Annotated in this window: 22 protein-coding genes; 11 read left to right on the top strand and 11 right to left on the bottom strand. The window is 68.0% G+C overall.

Features of this window, described 5'->3' with window-relative positions; translation table 11 throughout:
• Positions 1-29: 29 nt before the first annotated feature.
• Complete coding sequence (locus AC4LGL_RS12055; protein ID WP_491838885.1) at positions 30-563, top strand: hypothetical protein; 534 nt, start codon at positions 30-32, stop codon at positions 561-563.
• On the top strand, positions 563-1,081 hold the full coding sequence (locus AC4LGL_RS12050; protein ID WP_491839347.1) for a GNAT family N-acetyltransferase: 519 nt from the start codon (positions 563-565) through the stop codon (positions 1,079-1,081). Before AC4LGL_RS12055 ends, AC4LGL_RS12050 begins: the two co-directional genes overlap by 1 nt.
• Here the strand turns inward: AC4LGL_RS12050 and zapE are convergent.
• A complete protein-coding gene (gene zapE, locus AC4LGL_RS12045; protein WP_491838884.1) occupies positions 1,078-2,115 on the bottom strand; it encodes a cell division protein ZapE in 1,038 nt (345 codons plus the stop codon). The genes AC4LGL_RS12050 and zapE overlap by 4 nt on opposite strands.
• A gap of 34 nt (positions 2,116-2,149) precedes the next feature.
• On the opposite strand from zapE, the gene AC4LGL_RS12040 reads away from it, so the two are divergent.
• The 3 genes from AC4LGL_RS12040 to aftC are packed head-to-tail and all read left to right on the top strand — an operon-like array spanning position 2,150 to position 5,852.
• Positions 2,150-2,920 (top strand): pyrimidine reductase family protein, encoded by a 771-nt coding sequence (locus tag AC4LGL_RS12040; RefSeq protein WP_491838883.1) that lies wholly within the window; start codon positions 2,150-2,152, stop codon positions 2,918-2,920.
• A gap of 28 nt (positions 2,921-2,948) precedes the next feature.
• The gene (locus AC4LGL_RS12035; protein WP_491838882.1) at positions 2,949-4,526 is read left to right on the top strand and encodes an alpha/beta hydrolase; all 1,578 of its coding nucleotides are present in this window, start codon (positions 2,949-2,951) and stop codon (positions 4,524-4,526) included.
• Between the two features lie 33 nt (positions 4,527-4,559).
• Positions 4,560-5,852 carry an arabinofuranan 3-O-arabinosyltransferase gene (gene aftC, locus AC4LGL_RS12030; protein ID WP_491839346.1) on the top strand — a complete coding sequence of 431 codons (1,293 nt, stop codon included), beginning with the start codon at positions 4,560-4,562 and terminating at the stop codon, positions 5,850-5,852.
• Here the strand turns inward: aftC and AC4LGL_RS12025 are convergent.
• Complete coding sequence (locus AC4LGL_RS12025) at positions 5,844-6,416, bottom strand: class I SAM-dependent methyltransferase (protein WP_491838881.1); 573 nt, start codon at positions 6,414-6,416, stop codon at positions 5,844-5,846. The two genes, aftC and AC4LGL_RS12025, sit on opposite strands and share 9 nt — an antisense overlap.
• 92 nt (positions 6,417-6,508) lie before the next feature.
• On the opposite strand from AC4LGL_RS12025, the gene AC4LGL_RS12020 reads away from it, so the two are divergent.
• Positions 6,509-7,252, top strand: a complete 744-nt coding sequence (locus AC4LGL_RS12020) for a helix-turn-helix transcriptional regulator (protein ID WP_491838880.1) — start codon at positions 6,509-6,511, stop codon at positions 7,250-7,252.
• Between the two features lie 33 nt (positions 7,253-7,285).
• Positions 7,286-7,702, top strand: a complete 417-nt coding sequence (gene msrB, locus AC4LGL_RS12015) for a peptide-methionine (R)-S-oxide reductase MsrB (RefSeq protein ID WP_491838879.1) — start codon at positions 7,286-7,288, stop codon at positions 7,700-7,702.
• A gap of 9 nt (positions 7,703-7,711) precedes the next feature.
• Here msrB and AC4LGL_RS12010 read toward each other — a convergent pair whose 3' ends face one another.
• The 4 genes from AC4LGL_RS12010 to hemE form a co-directional block, all read right to left on the bottom strand.
• A complete protein-coding gene (locus tag AC4LGL_RS12010) occupies positions 7,712-8,455 on the bottom strand; it encodes a class I SAM-dependent methyltransferase (RefSeq protein ID WP_491838878.1) in 744 nt (247 codons plus the stop codon).
• 216 nt (positions 8,456-8,671) lie between these two features.
• Entirely contained in the window at positions 8,672-9,367 is a 696-nt protein-coding gene (hemQ, locus tag AC4LGL_RS12005; RefSeq protein WP_166904347.1) for a hydrogen peroxide-dependent heme synthase, read from the bottom strand.
• 4 nt (positions 9,368-9,371) lie between these two features.
• Complete coding sequence (locus AC4LGL_RS12000) at positions 9,372-10,727, bottom strand: protoporphyrinogen oxidase (RefSeq protein ID WP_491838877.1); 1,356 nt, start codon at positions 10,725-10,727, stop codon at positions 9,372-9,374.
• A complete protein-coding gene (hemE, locus tag AC4LGL_RS11995; RefSeq protein ID WP_491838876.1) occupies positions 10,724-11,785 on the bottom strand; it encodes a uroporphyrinogen decarboxylase in 1,062 nt (353 codons plus the stop codon). Before hemE ends, AC4LGL_RS12000 begins: the two co-directional genes overlap by 4 nt.
• Before the next feature lie 156 nt (positions 11,786-11,941).
• On the opposite strand from hemE, the gene AC4LGL_RS11990 reads away from it, so the two are divergent.
• Positions 11,942-12,478 carry a DUF3000 domain-containing protein gene (locus tag AC4LGL_RS11990; protein ID WP_491839345.1) on the top strand — a complete coding sequence of 179 codons (537 nt, stop codon included), beginning with the start codon at positions 11,942-11,944 and terminating at the stop codon, positions 12,476-12,478.
• Between the two features lies 1 nt (position 12,479).
• Positions 12,480-13,745 (top strand): HRDC domain-containing protein, encoded by a 1,266-nt coding sequence (locus AC4LGL_RS11985; RefSeq protein WP_491838875.1) that lies wholly within the window; start codon positions 12,480-12,482, stop codon positions 13,743-13,745.
• A gap of 12 nt (positions 13,746-13,757) precedes the next feature.
• Here AC4LGL_RS11985 and AC4LGL_RS11980 read toward each other — a convergent pair whose 3' ends face one another.
• On the bottom strand, positions 13,758-14,657 hold the full coding sequence (locus AC4LGL_RS11980) for an alpha/beta fold hydrolase (protein ID WP_491838874.1): 900 nt from the start codon (positions 14,655-14,657) through the stop codon (positions 13,758-13,760).
• Between the two features lie 48 nt (positions 14,658-14,705).
• On the opposite strand from AC4LGL_RS11980, the gene AC4LGL_RS11975 reads away from it, so the two are divergent.
• Complete coding sequence (locus AC4LGL_RS11975; RefSeq protein WP_491838873.1) at positions 14,706-15,209, top strand: phosphate-starvation-inducible PsiE family protein; 504 nt, start codon at positions 14,706-14,708, stop codon at positions 15,207-15,209.
• Here AC4LGL_RS11975 and dxs read toward each other — a convergent pair.
• Together dxs and nhaA are read right to left on the bottom strand one after the other, a co-directional pair.
• Positions 15,206-17,119, bottom strand: coding sequence for a 1-deoxy-D-xylulose-5-phosphate synthase (gene dxs, locus AC4LGL_RS11970; protein WP_491838872.1), 1,914 nt, complete (start codon positions 17,117-17,119; stop codon positions 15,206-15,208). The two genes, AC4LGL_RS11975 and dxs, sit on opposite strands and share 4 nt — an antisense overlap.
• Positions 17,120-17,147: 28 nt before the next feature.
• Positions 17,148-18,440: a Na+/H+ antiporter NhaA gene (gene nhaA / locus AC4LGL_RS11965; RefSeq protein WP_491838871.1), complete on the bottom strand. Its 1,293-nt coding sequence runs from the start codon at positions 18,438-18,440 to the stop codon at positions 17,148-17,150.
• A gap of 188 nt (positions 18,441-18,628) precedes the next feature.
• Here nhaA and AC4LGL_RS11960 point away from each other — a divergent pair, with 188 nt between their 5' ends.
• Positions 18,629-19,717 carry a GGDEF domain-containing protein gene (locus AC4LGL_RS11960; RefSeq protein ID WP_491838870.1) on the top strand — a complete coding sequence of 363 codons (1,089 nt, stop codon included), beginning with the start codon at positions 18,629-18,631 and terminating at the stop codon, positions 19,715-19,717.
• Positions 19,718-19,728: 11 nt separating this feature from the next.
• On the opposite strand, the gene AC4LGL_RS11955 is transcribed toward AC4LGL_RS11960, so the two are convergent.
• Entirely contained in the window at positions 19,729-20,946 is a 1,218-nt protein-coding gene (locus AC4LGL_RS11955; protein WP_491838869.1) for a class I SAM-dependent RNA methyltransferase, read from the bottom strand.
• Complete coding sequence (locus AC4LGL_RS11950; RefSeq protein WP_217267093.1) at positions 20,943-22,946, bottom strand: APC family permease; 2,004 nt, start codon at positions 22,944-22,946, stop codon at positions 20,943-20,945. The genes AC4LGL_RS11955 and AC4LGL_RS11950 overlap by 4 nt, the downstream gene beginning before the upstream one ends.
• Positions 22,947-22,955: the final 9 nt, after the last annotated feature.

Below are 22,955 nucleotides of genomic sequence, written 5' to 3'. Positions count from 1 at the left end.
ACGTTTCAATTTGTGCGATCATGCCTGGCATGCCTCGCTGGTTTGCGCTCATGTTCACGGCTGTGGTCGCCGCCGTCGCCGCCCTGGTGGCCCCGCCGACGGCCTCGGCCGAAAGCGCCCCGATCGGCAACATCGGCCAGACGCTGCGGGTCGAGACCGACAACGGCGTCGTCGCCGACGTCACGGTGCACGACGTGCTCGCCAGCGACGTACCGCCCGGTTGGGGCTGGAACGGCTCGCCGCGCTGGCGCGCCCAGGGCGGCCCGTGGCGGGCCCCGATCACCGTGACCACCATCGCTGCACCCAACCCTTACGCGATGGCGCTGGCGTTCACGTTCAACGGCGTCACCCCTTACGCCGACGCTTACGCCCCCAAACACACCGATGCGCCCAACCGGCTCGAGGCAGCGCTGCGCAATGCGCCTCCGGGAGCCACCGTCAACGGCGACGTCTACTGGGACGTCTACCGCGCACTGGTCACCAATGTGGTGTTGACCGACACCAAGACGGGCAAGCACCTGGCGCAGTGGAACCTGTGGCAGCCGGGCGCGCCCCTGCCTTGATGATCGCCCGTGCCACGGCGGCGGACCTTCCCGAACTCGCCGCGGTGGCAGCCGCCACCTTTCCGCTGGCCTGTCCCCCGTCGGTGACGCCGGACAACGTTGCCGCCTTCATCGCCGAGAACCTCTCCGAGGCCCGCTTCGGCCAGTACCTCACCGATCCGGATCGGATCGTTCTGGTGGCGCGTGACGGCTCGATCACGGGCTACGCCATGCTGATTCACGGCGTGCCCGACGACGCCGACGTGCAGCGGGCAGTGACGCATCGACCCGCACTCGAGCTGTCCAAGATCTATGTGCTGCCCGATCGCCACGGCCGCGGTGCCGCGCAGGCCCTGATGACCGAGACGCTGCGGACCGCGACCGATTCCGGCGTCGCCTGCGTGTGGCTCGGGGTCAACCAGGAAAACCAACGCGCCCAGCGCTTCTACGCCAAGAACGGTTTCACCGTCAGCGGCACCAAGACGTTCCGGCTCGGGACGGGTGTCGAGAACGACTACGTGATGGTCCGGCCCGTCTAGGCCGTTCTCTGCGCGGCAGCCGTCAACGCCAGCAGGCGCGAGGTGGCCCGCAGGTACTTCTTCCGGAAGCCTCCGGCGACCATCTCGGGGCTGAAAATGGTGTCCAGCTTGGTCCCCGACGCCAGCACCGGGACACCCGCGTCGTAGAGCCGGTCGGTCAGCGCGACCAGTCGCAGTGCGACGCTCTGGTCCTCGATCGGGTGCACCCCGGTGATGAACACCTCGGTCACATCCTCGATCAGAGCGTGATAGCGCGACGGATGCATGGTCGCCAGGTGCGCACACAGCACGTCGAAGTCGTCGAGGGTCGCGCCGACGACGCCCTCGGCCCGCTGCGCCACCTCGTCATCGGACAACGGCTCGGGCGCCGGTGGCAGATCGCGATGCCGGTAGTCGGGCCCCTCGATCCGGACGGTCGTGAATATCTGGGCCAGCGTGTTGATCTCGCGCAGGAAGTCCTGGGCGGCAAACCGGCCCTCGCCCAACTGCTCGGGCAGCGTGTTGGAGGTGGCCGCGATCGAGACGCCGCGCTCCACCAACGCCGAGAGCAACCGCGAGATCAGTGTCGTATTGCCCGGGTCGTCGAGCTCGAACTCGTCGATGCACACCACCGAATACTCGGAGAGCAGGTCGATGCACTCGTTGTAGCCGAACACGCCGGCCAGCTGAGTCAGCTCGCCGAACGTGGCGAACGCGGTCGGGGCGTCCCCCTGGGACAGCGTGTAATACGTCGAGGCCAGCAGGTGGGTCTTGCCGACGCCGAACCCGCCGTCCAGGTACAGCCCGACCCCGGGCAGGACCTCGCGCTTGCCGAACAGCTTCTTCTTGCCCGCCCGGCGAATCGCAGCCTGTTCGCAGAATTTGCGGCAGGATTCGACCGCGGCGGCCTGGGACGGTTCGGCCGGGTCCGGCCGGTAGCTGTCGTAGCTGACGTCGGCGAACGTCGGCGGCGGAATCAACTGTGCGACCAACCGCTCCGGAGTGACGGTGGGATGACGATCGGCGAGATGAGCGACGCCGCTGGACCCGTGCATTCAGGCAGCGTAACGACGTGCTCCAATTCAGTTCATGTCCGATGACACCGCCGGGACAGACCTGACCGTGCTGGGAAACGTCGACAAGATCGTCGACGGTCAGCTGGCTCACTACTACGCCTACCCCGATGACCTGCAGCGATGTTGGGTCCGGGGCAACATGATCAGCAGTCTGGACGGCGGCGCCACCGAGGACGGCAAGTCCGGCGGGCTGGGCGGTCCGGGCGACCGGGCTGTGTTCAATCTCATGCGCCAGAGCGCCGACGTCATCCTGATGGGCGCGGCGACGGTGCGGATCGAGAACTACTCCGGTGTACAGCTGTCAGCCGCCCAACGGCAGGAACGCCAGCGGCGCGGACAGGCCGAGGTGCCGCCGATCGCCGTCGTCACCGCGTCGGCCGCCCTCGACCACGAAGCCAAATTCTTCACGCGCACCGAGGTCCCACCGTTGATCCTCACCGCCACCCAGACCGTGGCCGACGCGCGTCGGCGGCTGGGCGGGGTCGCCGAGGTGCTCGGCGCCTCCGGCGCGGACCCGACGCGCGTCGAACCGGCCGTTGCGCTGCGAATCCTCGCCGAACGCAAGCTCTTCCGGGTGCTGACCGAGGGCGGCCCGTCGCTGCTGAGCCTGCTGATCGAAAACGAGCTACTCGACGAGTTGTGCCTGACCGTGGCACCGGTCCTCGTCGGCGGGGTGGCTCGACGCATCGCCACGGGTCCGGGCCATGCGCACACCCGGATGCGGCCTGCTCACCTGCTCACCGACGACGAGGGCTACCTGTACACCCGCTACGTCCGCGGCTAGTACAAACCGTGTCGCTACTGTGGTCAGCATGCGTCATCAGCTGGTGAAAGCCCTGCGGAGGTCGGCGGTCGCCGCACCTGTCCTGTCACTACTGCTCACCGCATGCTCACCCCTGCTGGCCGCAGATCCGCGCTATGCCACCAACTCCGGCGCCCACCCGCAGGGGCAGCCGGAAACCACCTCGGCGGCCCCAGCCGGCCCGCCCGGCATCGAAGCGCCCAAGAACGACCTGTCCTGGCGGGACTGCACGCCGCGCGTGTTCAACGGTGCCGGCATCCAGCCGCTGCCCGACATCACGCTGGACTGCGCGACCTACGACGCCGATCTCGACTCGATCAACGGGGCCACCGGCACGCTCAGCATCGGCGTGGTGCGGGCCCGGTCCACGCAGACCCCGGCCGATGCCGGCCCACTGGTGATGACCACCGGATCCGACATTCCCTCCTCGGTGCAGCTGCCGACGTGGCTGGCGCACTCGGGAACCGACGTTCTCAAATCTCATCCCGTCGTCGCAGTGGACCGGCGCGGCATCGGGATGTCCGGCGCACTGGACTGCCGCGACGTCTACGACCGTCAGGAAATGCTGGACCAGACGCAGTTTCAGGCCGGCGATGATCCGGTGGCCAACCTGGGCGCGGTCACCATGACCGCCACGACCAGTTGCACCGACACCATCGCCCCGGGCGACTCGGCCTACGACAACGCCCACGCCGCCGAAGATCTGGAACGGCTGCGCAGCACCTGGGATGTGCCCGCCCTGGCGCTGATGGGCGTCGGCAACGGCGCCCAGGTGGCACTGGCCTACGCCGGCTCACACCCCAACAAGGTGTCCCGGCTGATCCTGGACTCCCCGCTGCCGCTGGCCGTCGGCGCCGAGGCCGCGGCCGAGCAACGCGTCAAGGGACAGCAGGCCGCACTGGACGCCTTCGCCGCGCAGTGCGTGGCCACCAACTGCCCGCTGGCGCCGGATCCGAAGGGCGCCGTCGACGCCCTGCTGGCCGACGCCCGGGCCGGTCGCGGCCCCGGCGGAGCCTCGGTGGCCACCCTGGCCGACGCGATCACCACCGGCATGGGCTTCCCCCAGGGCGACCGCGTGGCCGCCACCAACAACCTGGCGAACGCCCTGGCCGCGGCTCGCGCCGGTGACGCCGGCCCGATCTCGGGCCTCATCACCCAGGCGGACAACCTGCGCCAATCCGACGGCCAGTTCGTCAACTCCTGCAGCGACGCCCTCAACCGGCCCACCCCGGACCGGGTCCGCGAACTGGTGGTCGCCTGGGGCAAGCTCTACCCGCAGTTCGGCGCCGTCGGCGCGCTGAATCTCGTCAAATGCCTCAACTGGCCCAGCGGCACGGCACCGAAAGACCCGCAGGACCTCAAGATTCCGGTGCTGCTGCTCGGCGTGCGCAACGACCCGATCGTCGGCAGCGAGGGTGTCGCCGCCGTCGCCGCGACCATCATCAACGCCGGCGCCAACAACCGGCGGGTGATGTGGCAGGGCATCGGCCACGGCGCCAGCATCTACACGCCGTGCGCGCTCCCGCCGCTCACCGGTTACCTCGACAGCGGCAAACTGCCCGAGACCGACACGTACTGTCCTGCCTGACGCGGGGCACGATCGGCGTCGGTGTACGGTTCGCTGGTGGCCGAAGCAGAACCCCCGACCAATTCAGTCCGAGTCGGTCTTCTGAACTCCTTCCGTCCCCGCACCTCCGCGCCGAGCACCGCTTCGGTGCTGCGCTCGGTGTTGTGGCCGATCGCGATCCTGTCGATCATCCATCGCAGCTACGTGCTGGCGACCAACGGTTACATCACCGACGACTTCGGGCCCGTGTATCGCGCGGTCTCGAATTTCCGCCGGCACTGGGCCATCTACAACGAGCATTTCAACTTCGTCGATCCGCACTACCTGTACCCTCCGGGCGGCACTCTGCTGCTGTCTCCGTTCGGGTTCCTGCCCGAGTTCGCATCGCGCTTCTGGTTTGTCGCGTTCAACGCGGTGGCCGTGATCATCGCGGCCTGCTTTCTGGTACGGCTGTTCAAGTTCTCCCTGACCTCGGTGGCGCTACCGGCCCTGCTGTTGGCCATGTTCTGCACCGAATCGGTCACCAACACACTGGTTTTCACCAACATCAACGGCTGCGTGCTGCTCGGTGAGGTGCTGTTCTTCTGGTTCCTGCTCAAGGGCGGCACCCGCAATGTCCTGATCGCCGGCGCGGCCATCGGTCTGACGCTGGTGGTGAAGCCGCTGCTGGTGGTGCTCCTGCTGCTGCCGCTGCTGAACCGGCAGTGGCGCGCGCTGATCACGGCCGTCGGTGTGCCACTGGTGTTCAACGCGGTGGCCTGGCCGCTGTCGGCCGACCCGATGGGCTTCATACGCAATACCGCGCCCTACATCCTGGAGACCCGCGACTACTTCAACTCCTCGATCCTGGGCAACGGCATCTACTACGGGCTGCCGATGTGGTTGATCATCGCGCTGCGCCTGGCCGCCGTGGTGCTGGCAGTGGTCAGCCTCTGGCTGCTGTACCGCTACTACCGTGAGCGCGATCAGCTGTTCTGGATGCTGACCTCCTCGGGTGTCCTGCTGGTCAGCTCGTGGCTGGTGCTCGGACTGGCCCAGGGCTACTACTCGATGATGCTGTTCCCGTTCCTGATGACGGTGGTGCTGCCGAACTCGGTGATCCGCAACTGGCCGGCGTGGCTCGCCGTCTACGGATTCATGACCATGGACCGCTGGCTGTTGTGGCGTTGGCCCACCACCGGCCGCTTCCTGGAGTACATGAAGATCACCTACGGCTGGTCACTGATGCTGATCGTGGTGTTCTGCGTGCTGTACTTCCGCTACCTGGACGCCAAGCAGGACGGCAGGCTCGACGAGGGTATCGACCCGCCGTGGCTGAGCCGCCCCAAGGAAGCCGAATCAGTCTGAGGTGAACTGCATGACCTGACCCGCCAACCGGGTACGGGTCTGCATCGCCAGGCCGTGGCGCGCACACACCTCGTCCAGTTCATCGGGATTCACCAGCCGGAACGGTGACCGGTCGAGCCGGTGGATCGCGGTCGCCATCGGGGTGCGGGTCAGGTCATAGCCGGTGAACACCCCGCCGGGCCGCAGCACCCGGGCGATCTCGGCGACCGCTTTCTCCCAGTCCACGATGTGGTGCAGCATCAGGCAGCTGAGCACCGAATCGAACGAGTCGTCGCCGAACGGCAGGTCTGTGGCATCGGCCCCGCGCACGGTCACATTGTCGAATGCCCCCAGCCGGCGGGCCGCGGTGCGCACCATGGCCGGGTCGAAGTCGGTGGCGGTGATTGCCAGCTCTGGGTTCGATTGGCGTAGCCGGGCGGCGATATCACCACTGCCCGAACCGATTTCGAGCACATCATGACCCAGCCGATCGACCGGGATGCTGCCGAGCACGGCCTGCCCGGTTCCTCCGCGCCACAGCGCCGTCTTGCAGAATGCGCGCTCGATCCGTGACATTGCCGGCATGAGAGCTCCCGTCCTCGATGTGCTGATACTCCACCCTGACCGGTTGTCGCCGCCATCGCTTGTACCGATCGGTCGTATGAGAGATTGAGGTGATGAGCGAAGACCGCGCCGCCTGGTCAGGTGCACTGGCGGTCGTTGCGGGTGCCCTGTGCTACACCGGCAAGCTGTCCGACGCCCGCCGACATCGCCACGCGGCCGCCCAGGTGGTGCGGTCCTGGGCAGGTCCGTTCGAGCTGGCCGATGCGCACGGACGCCGAGAGGTGACCTCCGCCGCGGTCATCCCGCCGGGGCGGGACCATTCGATCCGGATCCTCACGCCCACATCGGGGGTACTGGTCTTCCTCGACCCGAGCGCTTTCAGCCGTACCAGCCCCGACAATGACGATGTGGCCGAATGGGTGTCGACCGGTCGCGAACTTCCCTGTTGGACAAGTCCGTTGCCACCGGAACAGCTGCTCGACGACCTGATGGCCGCTCCGCCCACCGGCTACGCCCGGCCGACGGCAGAGAGCTGGCACGCCAGCGTGCTCGCCGCGGTCGAGTTGGTCCCGCGCCTGCTTCCGGACCCGGTCCGGCTCACCGACGTCGCACAACAGGTCGCACTGTCACCGAGCCGGCTCGGTCGGCTGTTCAACGAGCAGGTGGGACAGTCGTTTCCGACGTACGTTCGCTGGGCGCGCCTACGCTGCGCCGTGGAAGCCCTGCGCGACGGGGCATCGCTCACCGACGCCGCCCATGCCGCCGGGTTCACCGACAGCGCACACGCCAATCGGGTCTGTCACGAGATGTTCGGAATGGCACCGAGCCAGGCCAGCCGAGAACTGGTGTGGGCATAGCGCACACTGACGCGGAGCACGTAGCGTGGAAACATGACGACCGACGGTCCCAAGCTGCAACTGACCGATGACGAGTGGCGCGAGAAGCTGACCACGGAGGAGTTCGCCGTGCTGCGCCGGGCGGGCACCGAGCGCCCGTTCGTCGGTGAGTACACCGACACCAAGACCGAGGGTGTCTACGAGTGCCGGGCCTGCGGCGCCGAGTTGTTCCGCAGCTCCGAGAAGTTCGAATCGCATTGCGGCTGGCCGTCGTTCTTCGATCCGGCCGATTCCGCCGCGGTGATCCTGCGGTCGGACACGTCGTTGGGCATGCGGCGGGTCGAGGTGCTCTGCGCCAATTGCCACAGCCACCTGGGCCACGTTTTCGAGGGCGAGGGCTACCCCACCCCGACCGATCAGCGGTACTGCATCAACTCCATCTCGCTGAAGCTGGTGCCCAAGACGGAGTGAGGTTGGGCCTCAATCGACCCGGGTGGCGTGCACCTCCCAGAACGGCATGTGCACCCGTCCGTCGACCAGCCAGGGTTCGATGACCCGCAGCCGCTCCAGCAGCGGGGTCATCTGGTCGGCCATGTCAGGGTTGCGGGCCGCCATCATCTCGAAGACCTCGACGCTGACATTGCCCTGGTAGGTGGTCGTGCCGAGATAGGTGATCTCCCAGCCGGCGTCGGGAAGCACCCCACGGAAATCGTCGGCCGTCATCGAACGCGGCATCTTGAAGCCGTTGACGGTGTGGTCACCGAATTCGTACATGTAGAGCCGCGCACCGGGTTTCGTGGCCCGGTGCAGGGCCCGCGCGTACGAGTTCTGCAACTCGGGCTCGTCGGTGAAGACGTGATAGAAGGCGGTGTCGACGACGGTGTCGAACTTGCCTTCCAGCCCCTCCAGCTTGGTCGCGTCGGCCACCCGGAAGTCCACCGTCACGCCGGCCTTCTGCGCGTTCTGTCTCGCCCGTTCGATCGCGGCCGGTGAGGCGTCGATGCCCGTGGCCGACAAGCCTTTTGACGCGTAGTGGATGGCATGGTGACCAGGTCCGGTGCCGGGATCGAGCACCTCACCCTTGACGGCGCCCAGCGCGACGAGCTGCTGCACGACCGGCTGCGGCCCGCCGATGTCCCACGGTGTCGCGGCGGGCAGTCCATGCGCCGTCCGCTCGTCGCGGTACATCTCTTCGAAGCGATCGGATTCTTGCGGAGCAGTCATGTCCGCGAGGGTAGACCCGCTGACTGAAAGCCCAGGTCAGTCCACCTGCGGTCGTCACCCCCACCGTCACACCCACTGTCACGCTGGAGTGGCGCTCGACGGGCAGGGTCACTCTGGCGTGACAACGGGCCACGAACCCAACCCTCATTGTCACGCTGGAGTGGCCGTCGGGCTCGACAGCCACTCCAGCGTGACAAAGACAGAAATCGCCGAATGCTACGGCAGCTTGGCGACCAGATCCTCGACGCTGACCCGCGGGCCGGTGAAGAACGGCGTCTCCTCGCGGGTGTGGCGGCGGGCGTCGGTGGCCCGCAGATCGCGCATCAGGTCGACGATGCGATCGAGTTCGGGAGCCTCGAAGGCGAGGATCCACTCGTAGTCGCCGAGGGCAAACGCCGGCACCGTGTTGGCCCGCACGTCCTTGTAGCCGCGGGCGGCCATGCCGTGCTCGGACAGCATGCGGCGACGCTCCTCTTCGGGAAGCAGGTACCACTCGTAGGACCGCACGAACGGGTACACGCAGATGTAGTCGCCCGGATCCTCACCGGCGATGAATGCCGGGACGTGGCTCTTGTTGAACTCGGCCGGCCGGTGCAGCGCCACGCTGCTCCACACCGGGTCGCTGATGCGGCCCAGTGCGGTGGTGCGGCGGAAGTCCGAATAGGTCGCCTGCAGCGCCTCGATGGTCTCGGCGTGGGTCCAGACCATGAAGTCGGCGTCGGCCCGCAGGCCGGCCACGTCATACAGGCCGCGCACGACGACTCCGCGCTCTTCCTGGGTCTTGAAGAACGCCGCCGCCTCGTCGGTCACCTGGGTGCGTTCTTCACCCAATTCCCCGGGGCTCACCGCGAACACCGAGAACATCAGGTAGCGGAGGGTGGAGTTCAGTTCGTCGTAGTCGAGCTTGGCCATGCGCCTATCGTGCCACGCCGCCGCGCACCAGTTCCCCGGCCGCCCGGGTGGCGGTGCCCACACATGCGGGCACCCCGATCCCGTCGAGATAAGCGCCCGCCACCGCCAGGGTCGGCGGCAGCCCGGCGCGCAGTTCGGCGACCAACTCGCCGTGGCCCGGACCGTACTGCGGCATCGCGTCGATCCAGCGGTGGACATGGCTGTCCACCGGATCCACCGTGACACCGAACAGCGTGCTCAGATCGCGTGCCGACCAGGCCAGCAGGTCGTCATCGCCGGTGTTGGCGGCCATATCGTCGCCGTACCGGCCGAAGGACAACCGCACCATCTCGACATTCCCGCGCCGGCCCCACTTGCGGGAGGACATGGTGATCGCCTTGGCGTTGAGGCGCTCCCCCGCGGTCACGAGCACGCCCGATTGCTGCGGCAACGGTGTCCCGCCCGGCAGCGCCAGGGCCACCACCGCTGCCGATGCCACCCGGATGCGCCGGGCCGCGGCCGCCGTCTGCGGTGCGATGTGCTCGATCAGCGACGGCAGGTGCGGCGCCGGCACCGCCAGCAGCACCCCGTCCGCGTACCAGCTGGCCCCCTCGTCGTCGAGCACCGACCAGCCGCGTCCGTGCCGGTCCACCCGCACCGCGGTGACCTGGGCCCACCGCGCGTCGGCCCGGCGGCGCAGCTCCTCGAGCAGCACGGTGTAGCCGCCGTCGACGGCGCCGAACACCGGTGCGTTCGACGGCGGCGGCAGCGCCTCGCGCACCGCGTCGGTGAGGCTGCGGGCCCCGCGGTCCAGCGCGGCGGCCACCGACGGCACCGCCGAACGCACTCCGATCGTCGTCGACGATCCGGCGTACACGCCGGTGAGCAGGGGGTCGACGGACCGCGTCACCACCTGCGGGCCGAACCGGTCACCGACCAGCTCGGCGACCGACGGATCGGCGCCCGGAGTCCACTTCAGTGGCCGCGCGCGCTCGTCGAGGATGCGGGCCACGGTCTGGTCGTCGACGAGACCGAGCAGCGACGACGCCTGCGCCGGAATGCCCTGCACGGTGCCTTGCGGCAACTGATGCATCCGCGCACCGCTGTAGATCAGCGGGCGGGTGCCGGTGGGGCTGAGCCGTCGGCCGGCCAGTCCCAGCTCGTCGAGCAGGTCGAGCATCTCGGGCCTGCGCACGATGAACGCCTCGGCGCCGACATCGAACGGCTGCCCGCCGACCCGTTCGGTGCGCAGCACGCCGCCCAGCCGGTCCGCCGGATCGAGCAGCGTGATCTGCGCCCGGGGTCCGGCTGCCAGCCTCAACCGATAGGCGGCGACGAGTCCTGAAATACCGCCGCCGACAATGCAATAGGACGCACTCACAGGGAGTGCACCAGGGTCACCGCCTCGGTGATGATGCCGGGATCGGTCGCCGGCAGCACACCGTGGCCCAGGTTGAAGACGTGCCCGGCCGCCCCGGCGGCCACTGCTGCCCGCCCGTCGGCGACCACACGGCGCACCGCCTCCTCGGCCACCGGCCAACCCGCCAGCAGCACCACCGGATCCAGGTTGCCCTGCAGTGCGCGGCCGGGCTCGACCCGGGCCGCGGCGTCGACCAGAGCGGTACGCCAGTCCACCCCGACCATGGTGGCCGGCGCGGACCCCAGCGCCTCCGACATGGCGCCCAGCAGTTCTGCGGTGCCGACCCCGAAATGCGTCATCGGCACGCCGGCCCCGGCCATGGCGGCGAACACCCGCGTGGTGTGCGGCAGCACGTAGGCGCGGTAATCGGCCAGCGACAGCGTCCCGGCCCAGGAGTCGAACACCTGCAACGCATCAACCCCGGCGTCGACCTGGGCCTGCAGGAAGGCGATGGTCAAATCGGTCAGCGAGGCCATCAGGGCGTGCCAGGTGGCCGGCTCGCCCAGCATCATCGCCTTGGTGCGCTCGTGGTGTCGGCTCGGACCGCCCTCGACCAGGTAGGAGGCCAGCGTGAACGGGGCGCCCGCGAAGCCGATCAGCGGCACGTCGCCCAGTTCGCGCACCAGCATCGAGACCGCCTCGGTGACCGGCGAGACCTGTGCCGCATCAAGCGGTTTCATGGCCTCGACATCCGCCCGCGTCCGGATCGGCTGTTCGATCACCGGACCCACGTCGGGCACGATGTCCAGGCCGATCCCGGCGGCTTTCAGCGGCACCACGATGTCGGAGAACAGGATCGCGGCGTCCACCCCGTGCCTGCGCACCGGTTGCAGGGTGATCTCGCAGACCAGTTCCGGGTCGAAGCAGGCGTCCAACATGCGGTGCTGGGCGCGCAGCGCACGATATTCCGGCAACGACCGGCCGGCCTGGCGCATGAACCACACCGGCACACGGTGCGGAGTGCGGCCACTGGCGGCGGCAAGGTAGGGGGATTCGGGCAGCTCCCGGCGGGTACTCATCGGCTCCTATGGTGCCACGACCCGTCTGACGCGGGCCGTTGCCGGTTCGTGACTGCCTCACTCCGGCGCGCCTGCGTACCGTCCTTGCCTTATCAGCTAGCGTCAAAAGCCGTGACCTCTGCCGAACCGGCCCAGTTCCGGACGGCGGTGGCGGCGATGAGCGCCACCACCGTACGGCCGGAAATCGAGCTGGGTCCGATACGACCGCCCCAGCGGCTGGCGCCGTACAGCTATGCGCTGGGCGCCGAGGTCCGACATCCTGAGGCGACGGTCGTCCCGGAGCGTTCCGAGGGCGACGCCTTCGGACGGTTGATCCTGCTGCACGACCCCGAAGGCGCCGAGGCCTGGGACGGCACCATGCGGCTGGTCGCCTACATCCAGGCCGACCTTGACTCCAGTGAGGCCGTCGACCCGCTCCTGCCCGAGGTGGCGTGGAGCTGGTTGGTGGACGCCCTGGACACCCGCGCGGAGCACGTCACCGCGCTCGGCGGCACCGTCACCGCCACCACCTCGGTCCGCTACGGCGACATCTCCGGCCCGCCGCGGGCCCATCAGCTCGAGCTGCGGGCCTCCTGGACCGCCACCGATCTGGAGTTGGGACCGCACGTGGAGGCATTCTGTGAAGTTCTCGAGCACGCCGCCGGGTTGCCGCCGGCCGGCGTCACCGACCTGAGTTCCCGCACGCGCGCTTGACATGACCGACGAAAACCTTCCAGTCTCAACAGACTCAGGCGCTGCCGAGCCCGAAGAGTCCGAATCGACCCCGCTGCTCTCCCCCGCCGAAGGGGTGCCCGAGGTCTGTGTCACCGCCGGTGAAATCTCCTCAGCGGCAACATCTCTGGCCAAGGGCAGCGGCCCGTTCGCGATCGACGCGGAACGCGCGTCGGGCTTCCGCTACTCCAACCGTGCGTATCTGGTGCAGATCCGCCGCGCGGGTTCGGGCACCGCGCTGATCGACCCGGTCAACCACGGCGGCTCCCCCATCGACGCGATGGCGCCGGTGGCCGATGCCCTGTCCCAGGACGAATGGGTGCTGCACGCCGCCGACCAGGACCTGCCATGCCTGTCCGAGATCGGCCTGCGCCCGGGCAAGCTCTATGACACCGAACTGGCCGGTCGGCTGGCCGGTTTCGAGCGGGTCAACCTCGCGGCGATGGTCCAAAGGTTGCTCGGCCTGCAGTTGATGAAGGGCCACGGCGCGGCCGACTGGTCCAAACGCCCGCTGCCTGCCGATTGGCTCAACTACGCCGCGCTGGACGTCGAGGTACTGCTGGAACTGCGCAACGCGATCGCCGCGGTCCTCGAGGAGCAGGGCAAAACCGACTGGGCGACACAGGAATTCGAGTATCTGCGCACCTACGTCGCCCAGCCCACCCGGCGTGACCGCTGGCGGCGCACCTCCGGTATCCACAAGGTGCGCAACCCGCAGGCACTGTCGGCCGTACGCGAGCTGTGGACCACCCGCGACACCATCGCCCGCGGACGCGACATCGCACCCGGACGGATCCTGCCCGACGCGGCGATCATCAACGCCGCCACTACCGACCCCAAGACGGTCGAGGAACTGATCGCCCTGCCGGTCTTCGGCGGCGCCAAACAGCGCAAGAGCGCGAAGGTCTGGCTGGACGCCCTGGCCCGGGCCAGGGACAACACCGATCCGCCCGAGGCCAACGACGCTCAGAGCGGCCCGCCGCCCGCAGCGCGGTGGGCCAGACGCAAACCGGAGGCCGCGGCGCGCCTTGAAGCCGCCCGGGCCGGTCTGGCCGAACTGTCGCAGCGGGTCTCAGTGCCCGCCGAGAACCTCATCACCCCCGAAGTGGTGCGCCGGTTGTGCTGGGACTGGCGTCCTGTCGGCGACGTGGCCACCGCAGTGGAGGAATTCCTCGTCGAGGCCAACGTCCGGCCGTGGCAACGGGAACTGACGGTGCCGGTGCTGGCCGCCGCCCTCAGCTCCGACTGAGCCTCCGCCGATTCATCCGCCCACCCGGCCGATGTGGGCCAGGAAATGCGTCAGCACCCCCTGCGGATCCTCGATCTGCGGCCAGTGCGCGATGTCGTCGGCAAGCATCACGACGTCGGGATCGGGGATGACCTCGAGGTAGCGCTTCGCCATGTGCCGCCCGGAGTTCGGGTCCGACGGCCCGTCGATCAGCCGCATCGACACGTCGGTCTCCCGCATGGCCCGCACCCACCGGTTGCGGTGGGTATAGCGGTCGTTGACGAACCGTCCGACCTTGTGGACGACCCGCTTCCCGTCGTTGAACTCCAGGATCTGGTGGAACTTCTCCATCAGATCCTGCGACGGTTTGGTGTTCACGCCGAACATCTCCCTGATGGTGGGCTCCACCAAACGACGTGAGAACCGGCTGCCCTGCAGCGGACTCATGATGTCGCCCAACGGGGTTCGCGACATCGCCTTCTGCAGGAGCCGTGGCGTGTAGGCCTCGTTGAACAGTCCGCCGTTGAGCCAGGTGATCGATTCGATGTTCAGTGCGCCGTAGGACCGGTCACCGAACTGGTGGCGGGCCAGCAGTTCCTGACCCACCGAATCACCCAGGTCGTGGGCCAGGATGTGGGCGCTGCCGACGCCGAGGTGATCCAGCAGCGCCTCGTGCATGTCGGCATGGTCGGGCACCGTGTAGCCGTAGGCCACGGGCTTGTCGGAGAACCCCATGCCGATCATGTCCGGCGCGATGACGGTGAACCGCTCGGTCAACGTCGGCCAGATCAGTGACCAGTCCCAGGAGTTGAACGGATAACCGTGGATGAGTAGAAGATTCGGCCCGCTACCCTCGACCCGGTAGAAGATGTCGAAGCCGAGGTAGTCGAAAGACTGCCCGGCGTCCTTCCAGTTCTGCAGTTCGGCGTCCATGTCTGAAACCTATGCTGTCTGCGCGGGGACTGGAATATCGTCGATGCGATGGCGCAGCAGCAGGAAGCCGAAGACGAACAGGAACGAGAGCGTTTCGCAGACCGTGCCCTGAGGATCGCCGAGGATGCGGTCTACTGGTCGATCGCGGCACTCCTGCTCGTCGGGTCAGTCGTGCTGATCGTCGCGCAGGTCAACACCTTGCTGCGACTGGGCGGCAGCCCGACCACCCCCATCATGCTGGAGCTGCTGGACGGCCTGCTGCTGGTCTTCATCTTCGTGGAACTGCTCTATGCGGTGCGGACCTCACTGCGATCTCGTGAGCTGGTCGCCGAGCCGTTCCTGATCGTCGGCATCCTGGCCTGCATCAAAGAAATCGTCGTGGTGTCGGTGGACGCGGCCAAGCTGCTCGACAAGGGTCCGGAGTTCGCCCGCGCCATCGTTCAGGTCGGCGTGCTCGGCGGCCTGGTGCTCGTCCTGGCCATCGCCATCTTCGTGCTGCGGCTGCAACGCCGCGGCGCCGACCACATGCGCGACAAGCCGGACGATTCCTAGTCGACCTGGTGGCTGACTTCCTGCTCGCCCACCCGCGCGCCGATCGCGGCGATCCACCCCGTGATCTGGCGGGCGATGTGCTGATCGGTCAGACCGACCGCGGCGAGCACCTCGCCGCGCGAAGCATGCTCCTGGAACACCTGCGGGACACCGAGATCCCGGCATGGCACGTCGATCTCGGCGTGGCGCAGTGCCGCCGACACAGAAGAACCGATGCCGCCGTGCACGCCGTTGTCCTCGACCGTGACCACCAGCTTGTGCCGGCGGGCCAACTCTCCGATGGCGTCCGGAACCGGTAGCACCCAGCGCGGATCCACCACAGTGACACCGATGCCCTGGTTGCGCAGCCGCTCGGCGACTGCCAACGCCATCGACGCGAACGATCCCACCGCGACCAACAGCACGTCCTCGGTCAGCCCCTCGGCCGGGACGGCAAGGACGTCGATGCCGCCGCGCCGCTCAAGCGCCGGAATGTCTTCGCCCACATCGCCCTTGGGGAACCGCAGCGCCGTCGGGCCGTCGTTGACCGCGAGCGCCTCCCCGAGTTCCTCCCGCAGGGAGGCACCGTCGCGGGGGGCCGCGACCCGGATGCCCGGGATGATGCCGAGGACCGACAGGTCCCAGACCCCGTTGTGGCTGGCCCCGTCGGGCCCGGTGACACCGGCCCGGTCCAGCACCATGGTGACCGGCAGCTTGTGCAGTGCGACATCCATCATCAGCTGGTCGAACGCGCGGTTGAGGAACGTGGAGTAGAGGGCCACGACCGGATGCAGGCCACCCATCGCCAGGCCGGCCGCCGAGGTCATGGCGTGCTGCTCGGCGATGCCCACGTCAAAGAACCTGTCCGGGAACCGGTCCCGGAACGCACTCAGACCCGTGGGCCCCGGCATGGCCGCGGTGATCGCCACGACATCACGCCGTTTGGCGCCGACCTTGACCAGCTCGTCGGAGAACACCGACGTCCAACCGGGAGCGGAAGCCTTCGTCGGCAGCCCCGTCTCCGGGTCGATGACGCCGCAGGCGTGCATCTGATCGGCCTCGTCGTTCTCGGCATGCGCGTAGCCCATCCCCTTGCGGGTCACCACGTGCACGATCACCGGGGCCTTGAAGCCGCGGGCATGGCGCAGCGCGTTCTCCACGGCATGCTCGTCGTGACCGTCGATCGGGCCGACGTACTTGATGCCCAGATCGGTGAACATCACCTGCGGGGCGATCGCATCTTTGATGCCGGCCTTGATGCTGTGCATGCACTGGTAGCAGAACTCACCGACGACGGGCAGCCCACGGACCGCCTTGCGGCCCTCCTCCAGGATGCGCTCATAGCCCGGCTGCAACCGCAGCCCGGCGAGATGGTCGGCGAAGCCGCCGATGGTGGGCGCGTAGCTGCGGCCGTTGTCGTTGACGACGATGACCACCGGCCGGCCGCCCGTGGCGATGTTGTTCAGTGCCTCCCAGCACATGCCACCGGTCAGGGCGCCGTCACCGACCACCGCCACCACGTGGCGATTGCGGTGTCCGGTCAGCTCGAAGGCCTTGGCCAGACCGTCGGCATAGGACAGTGCGGTGCTGGCGTGGCTGGACTCCACCCAGTCGTGCTCGCTCTCGCTGCGCGACGGGTATCCGGACAGGCCGTCCTTGCACCGCAGGCTGTCGAAATCCTGTGCGCGACCGGTCAGCATCTTGTGCACGTACGCCTGATGGCCGGTGTCGAAGACGATCGGATCGTGCGGCGAATCGAACACGCGGTGCAGCGCCAAGGTGAGTTCGACGACCCCCAGATTGGGGCCGAGATGTCCGCCGGTTGCAGCGACCTTGTGGATCAGGAACTGACGGATTTCCTGTGCCAAATCAGTCAACTCGGACTGTGACAGGTGCTGCAGATCAGCGGGGCCGCGGACCTGTTCAAGCATCCAGCCAGTGTACGCACGCATCCCGAAGTCAGTCCTGTCGAGGCTGATAGATATCGGGCACACCGTCGTGGTCGGCGTCGACGGTCTCCAACTGGTGAATACGGCGATATGCGGCATTGCGCGACACCAGAACCACCGAGGCCAGCAGGCCCGCCACCACCGATCCGGTGACGACGGCGATCTTCACGTCGTCGTCAGCCACCGTGGAGTGCCCGAAGGCCAGTTCACCGATGAGCAGCGAGACCGTGAATCCGATCCCGGCCAACATCGCCACTCCGAGCACGTCCCGCCAGGCGAGATCCTCGTCCAGGCTCGCGTGGGTGAAGCGGGCCAGTAGATACGTGGTGGCCAGCACGCCGATGGGTTTGCCGAGCACCAGGCCGGCGATCACCCCGATGGTCACGGGGTGTGACAGGGCGCCGGCGAAGCCCGACCAACCACCGACCGTCACGCCCGCCGCGAAGAACGCGAACACCGGCACGGCAAACCCTGCCGACAGCGGGCGTACGAGGTGTTCGAAGTGTTTGGCCGACGCGTGGCGGCCCAGTACCGGAACGGTGAACCCGAGCACCACCCCGGCCACGGTGGCGTGCACACCACTGGCATGCACGAGCGCCCAGGCCACGATGGCCGGCGGCATCAGGATCCACCACTGGCGCACACCCCGCTGCACAGCAAACGCGTACAGCGCGATGGGGATCAGCGCGGCGGCCAACGGCCCGAGCGCCACGTCATCGGTGAAGAAGAAGGCGATCACCGCGATGGCCAGCAGATCGTCGACCACTGCCAGCGTCAGCAGGAAGATACGCAGCGCCGCGGGCAGGTGCGTGGACACCACGGCCAGCACCGCCAGCGCAAAAGCGATGTCGGTGGCGATGGGTACTGCCCACCCGCCGACGTTCTCGGGATGGCCCGAGAACAGATTGATCCCGACGAAGATCGCCGCAGGTACCACCATGCCGCCGACGGCTGCCGCGATGGGCAGCGCGGCCCGGGCCGGGTCCCGCAGGTCCCCCGCGACGAACTCGCGCTTGAGTTCGACGCCCACGACGAAGAAGAAGACCGCCAGCAGACCGTCGGCGGCCCAGGCCGACAGGCTCAGGTTCAGATGCAGCGACTGCGGGCCGATGACGAACTCCGAGAGCCGGTGATACCCGCTCGACCACGGCGAGTTGGCCCAGACCAGCGCCGCGCCCGCGGCGGCCAGCAGCAACGCCCCGCCGACAGTCTCGGTGCGCAGCAGATCGGAGACCCGCTGCCACTCCGGCCACGACCCGCGAGCAAGCAGACGTCGGCTGGTGTGTTCACGGCGATTGCTCATCGGGCTCCTGTGGTCAGCATGCATCGATCGCCGACCAGACTTCCCGGCACACCTGCGGTTCACGCTAACAGGTGCGGCATGCGAGCAAATGTCGATGAAGTCCGTGGCAGCGCCTCAAACCGGCGGCGAAACGCCGACCATCATGATTACGTAAGGTGTAGGCGAAGTCGATTACTCCGGGGTGCTGGTTGAGTCCATTCGATCACTATTACGCGCGTACCGCCCTGCTCGCTGCGCAGGGCAAGCGCGCCGGTATGCAGCGCCTAGTCGGGGTCACCATCGTCGGACTGAGTCTGGTCCCACTGCTGTTGCTGGTCAGTCCGATGGGGCCGCGGGGCGGCCTCCAATACGTCGCAGTGGCGGTCGGCATCGGCGGCCTGACCTTGGCGCAGTGGTGGTGGCGGCGGCAGTGGCCAAGCCGCACCCAGTCGTGGACCGTCGTGACCCTCGGGACGGCCTGCATCGCGGCGACCTGCATCCTGCTGGTGGATCCGGTGGTCGGCCTCATGGGTTCCAGTTCGTTGAGCCTGATCACCGCCTACACCGCATTCCTGCACAGCCGCCGGGTATTGCACCTGACCTGGGTGGCCTCCGGCGCCGTGGTGGCCTTCCTCGGGGTCCGGGTGGGCCTCACCGACGTCTGGCTGGGGGCCGTCGGCACGCTGGTCGCGCTCCTGGTGATCCTGAGCACCTCAGCGCTGTGCCGGATGGCAGTCGAGCTGATCGAACCCGACCGCGTCCAGCATCCGAGCGAGATCGACCCGCTGACTGGTCTGCTCAACCGCGAGGCCTTCGACATGCACACCGCCACGATGCTCGGCTCCCACAGCCGCCACGACGACCAGTACCTGGTGGTTGTGGCCGTCGGCATCGATGACATGGCGCTGCTCAGCGACATGGACGGCAGCCATAGCACGTTGCACGCCCGCGTCGCCGTCGCCCAGGCGATCCGCGAGACCGTGCGCCACAAGGTTCCGCTGGCCCACGTATCCGACAGCGAGTTCCTGATCGCCGACGTGTTCAAGACCAACGATCCGTCACCCCTGGTCAACCGGATCCGCATGGCGCTGACCACCACGCCCATGCGGTTGACCGCCAGCATCGGCAGCGCGTGCAGCCAGCTGCGTCCGCTGACCGAACTGCCCACTCCGCAGATCGTCGACGCCCTGGTGGCCCTGGCCGTCACCGCCATGAACCAGTCGAAGGCCCAGGGCGGCAACCGCGCCACCTACGCCCACTTCCCCACCCCCACGATGGGCCCCGACGCCCAGGAGTGAGCCGGGCCCGTTCAGCGGGTCAGCACCGCGACGCACTCGACGTGATGGGTGAGCGGGAAGGAATCGAACACCCGCAATTCCTCCACGGCGTAGCCGTGCCGCAGATACAGCCCCACGTCGCGGGCGAATGACGCAGCCTCACAACCGATGTGGATCACCCTCGGCGCCTCGGTGGCGGCCAGCGCGTCGATCACCTCACGCCCGGCACCGGTGCGGGGCGGATCGAGCACCACGACATCGGGACGTCCCGACTGCGCAGACAGCGCACGCCGCACCGAATCGGTGACCACCGAGACCCAGGGCAGGTCGGCCAACGCGCTGCGCGCGGCACGCGACGCCCCTCGGGAGGTGTCGACGGTCAGCACCCGTCCGTCGGGCCCGACCTGCTCGGCCAACGCGGCGGCGAACACCCCGGCACCGCCGTACAGATCCCACGCCGTCATCCCAGGCTGCAGCCCGGACCGATCGGCCACCAGCCCGCTGTAGAGGGCGGCCGCATCACGGTGGGCCTGCCAGAACGCCGTCACCGGCAGCATCCACTGCCGCGCGCCGATGCGCTGCACCGCCTCGTACTCGCCTTCGATCACGCGCGTCTGACTCTTCGAACCGGCCACGCGACCGTCTTTGCGGCCGGTCTTGGGGCCCGACTGCACGACGTGCCTGCGGCCGTCGGAATCCAGCACCGCGTGCACGTGCGCGCCGGGCGTCCAACGCATCTCTGCCAGTCCATCGGTCAGCTCGGCGGGCAGTTGTGCGCAGTCGAGATCGGTGACCAACTCGGCGCTGTGGTAGCGGTGGAATCCGGCCCGGCCGTCGCCGGTCGTGTCCAGCCGTACCCGGGTGCGCCAGCCGAGCACCTCGCCGGCACCGACCGGCTCGGCGACCGCGCTCTGCTCGTCGCGCCACGTGTATCCGCCCAGCCGGGCCAACTGGTTGGCCACCACCGCGCCCTTGAGCCGACGCGCCGCACCGGGCTCGGCGAATGCCAGATCGCAGCACCCGGCACCGTCGACGCCGGCGATCCGGCACAGCGACGCGACCCGGTCCGGTGACGGATCTATCACCTCGACAACCTCTGCGTGCCAATACGATCCGCGCTCGTCGAGCACCTTGACCCGTACGGTCTCGCCGGGCAGGGCATAGCGGACGAACACCACGCGGCCGTCGTGGCGGGCCACACAGCTGCCACCGTTGGCCGCCGGGCCCGTGGTCAGAGTCAGTTCCGTCATTCCAGAAAACCCCTGCGCGCGTCGCCCGGAGTGGCGCGAGGCTGCAGCGCCTTGAGCCGCTCCGACGAATTCAGTTGCCACGGAACCGAAGTCACCATCACGTTCGGCATGAACAGCAGCCGGCCCTTGAGCCGCAACGCGCTCTGGTTGTGCAGCACCTGCTCCCACCAGTGCCCCACCACATATTCGGGGATGAACACCGTCACCACCGTGCGCGGCGATTCCTTGGTAACCCGTTTGACGTAATCCAGCACCGGCCGGGTGATTTCGCGGTAGGGCGAGGCGATCACCTTCAACGGCACGCTGATGTCACTGTCTTCCCACTGGTGCACCAGGGCACGGGTCTCGGCGTCGTCGACGCTGACCGTGATCGCCTCCAGCACGTCCGGCCGCGTGGCCCGCGCATACGCCAGCGCCCGCTTGGTCGGCAGGTGCAGCTTTGACACCAGGACCACCGCGTGGTTGCGGCTCGGCAGGACGATGTCACCCTCGGCCTCGTCTTCCCTTTCGAGTTCGCGGGCGACGGTGTCGTAATGCTTGTGGATGAGTTTCATGATCACGAACAGGGCGCTCATCGCCAGGATCGCGATCCAGGCACCGGCGACGAACTTGGTGACCACGACGACCACCAGCACCGCACCGGTGGCGGTGAGCCCGACCGCGTTGATGATGCGCGACCGCATCATGTGCCGCCGCACCGCCGGGTCGGTCTCGGTGCGCAACAACCGGGTCCAGTGCCGGACCATGCCGATCTGGCTGAGGGTGAACGACACGAACACACCGACGATGTAGAGCTGGATCAGCGCGGTCACCTCGGCCCGGAAAGCCACCACGAAGGCGATCGCGGCAAGGGCGAGGAACAGGATGCCGTTCGAGAACGCCAGCCGGTCACCGCGCGTGTGCAGCTGCCGCGGCAAGAAGCGGTCCTGGGCCAGGATCGACCCGAGCACCGGAAAGCCGTTGAATGCCGTGTTGGCCGCCAAGACGAGGATCAGCGCGGTGACTCCTGCGATCAGGTACAGGCCCACCGGGAAGTCGTGGAACACCGCATCGGCGAGTTGCGCGATCAGGGTCTTCTGGTGATAGTCCGGCGGCGCACCGATCAGCTGTTCGTGCGGACGCTCGGCGATCTGCACGCCGGTCGCCTTCGACAGCAGAATGATTCCCATGAACAGCGTCACCGAGATGACCCCGAGCAGCAGCAGGGTGGTTGCCGCATTACGCGACTTGGGTTTCCGGAACGCCGGCACGCCGTTGCTGATCGCCTCGACACCGGTCAGGGCCGCCGAACCGGACGAGAACGCCCGGGCCACCAGGAACACCAGCGCGAAACCGAGGACTTCGCCATGTTCGGGGCGGATCTCGAAACCGGCGGACTCCGCGCGCAGCGGATGGTCCAGAACGTAGATCTGGAACAGACCCCAGCCCAGCATGATGTACATGCCGATCATGAACGCGTAGGTGGGAATCGCGAAGGCGGTACCCGATTCCCGCAGCCCGCGCAGGTTCATCGACGCCAGCAGCAGGATCGCCGCCACCGCGAACATCACCTTGTGTTGAGCGACGAACGGCACCGCCGAACCGATGTTCGACATCGCCGAGGACATCGACACCGCAACGGTCAGCACATAATCCACCATCAGCGCGCTGGCCACCGTGAGGCCGGCGGTCGGCCCGAGGTTCGTGGTGACGACTTCGTAGTCACCGCCACCGGACGGATAGGCGTGCACGTTCTGCCGGTAACTGGCGATCACGATCAGCATCACGGCCGCGACCGCCAGACCGATCCAGGGCGTCAGCGAGTAGGCCGTCAGCCCCGCCACCGAGAGCACCAGGAAGATTTCCTCTGGCGCATAGGCCACCGACGACAACGCATCGGAGGCGAACACCGGCAGGGCGATCCGTTTGGGCAGAAGCGTGTGAGAGAGCTTGTCGCTGCGGAACGGCCGCCCCAGTACCAACCGGCGCGTTGCCGTCGAAAGCTTGGACACGAGAGCCAAGACTAAGCC

The organism is Mycolicibacterium arcueilense (genome assembly GCF_058536225.1).
The sequence above is the reverse complement of the archived record's forward strand: the minus strand, read 5'-3'. Positions and strand labels throughout refer to the sequence as shown.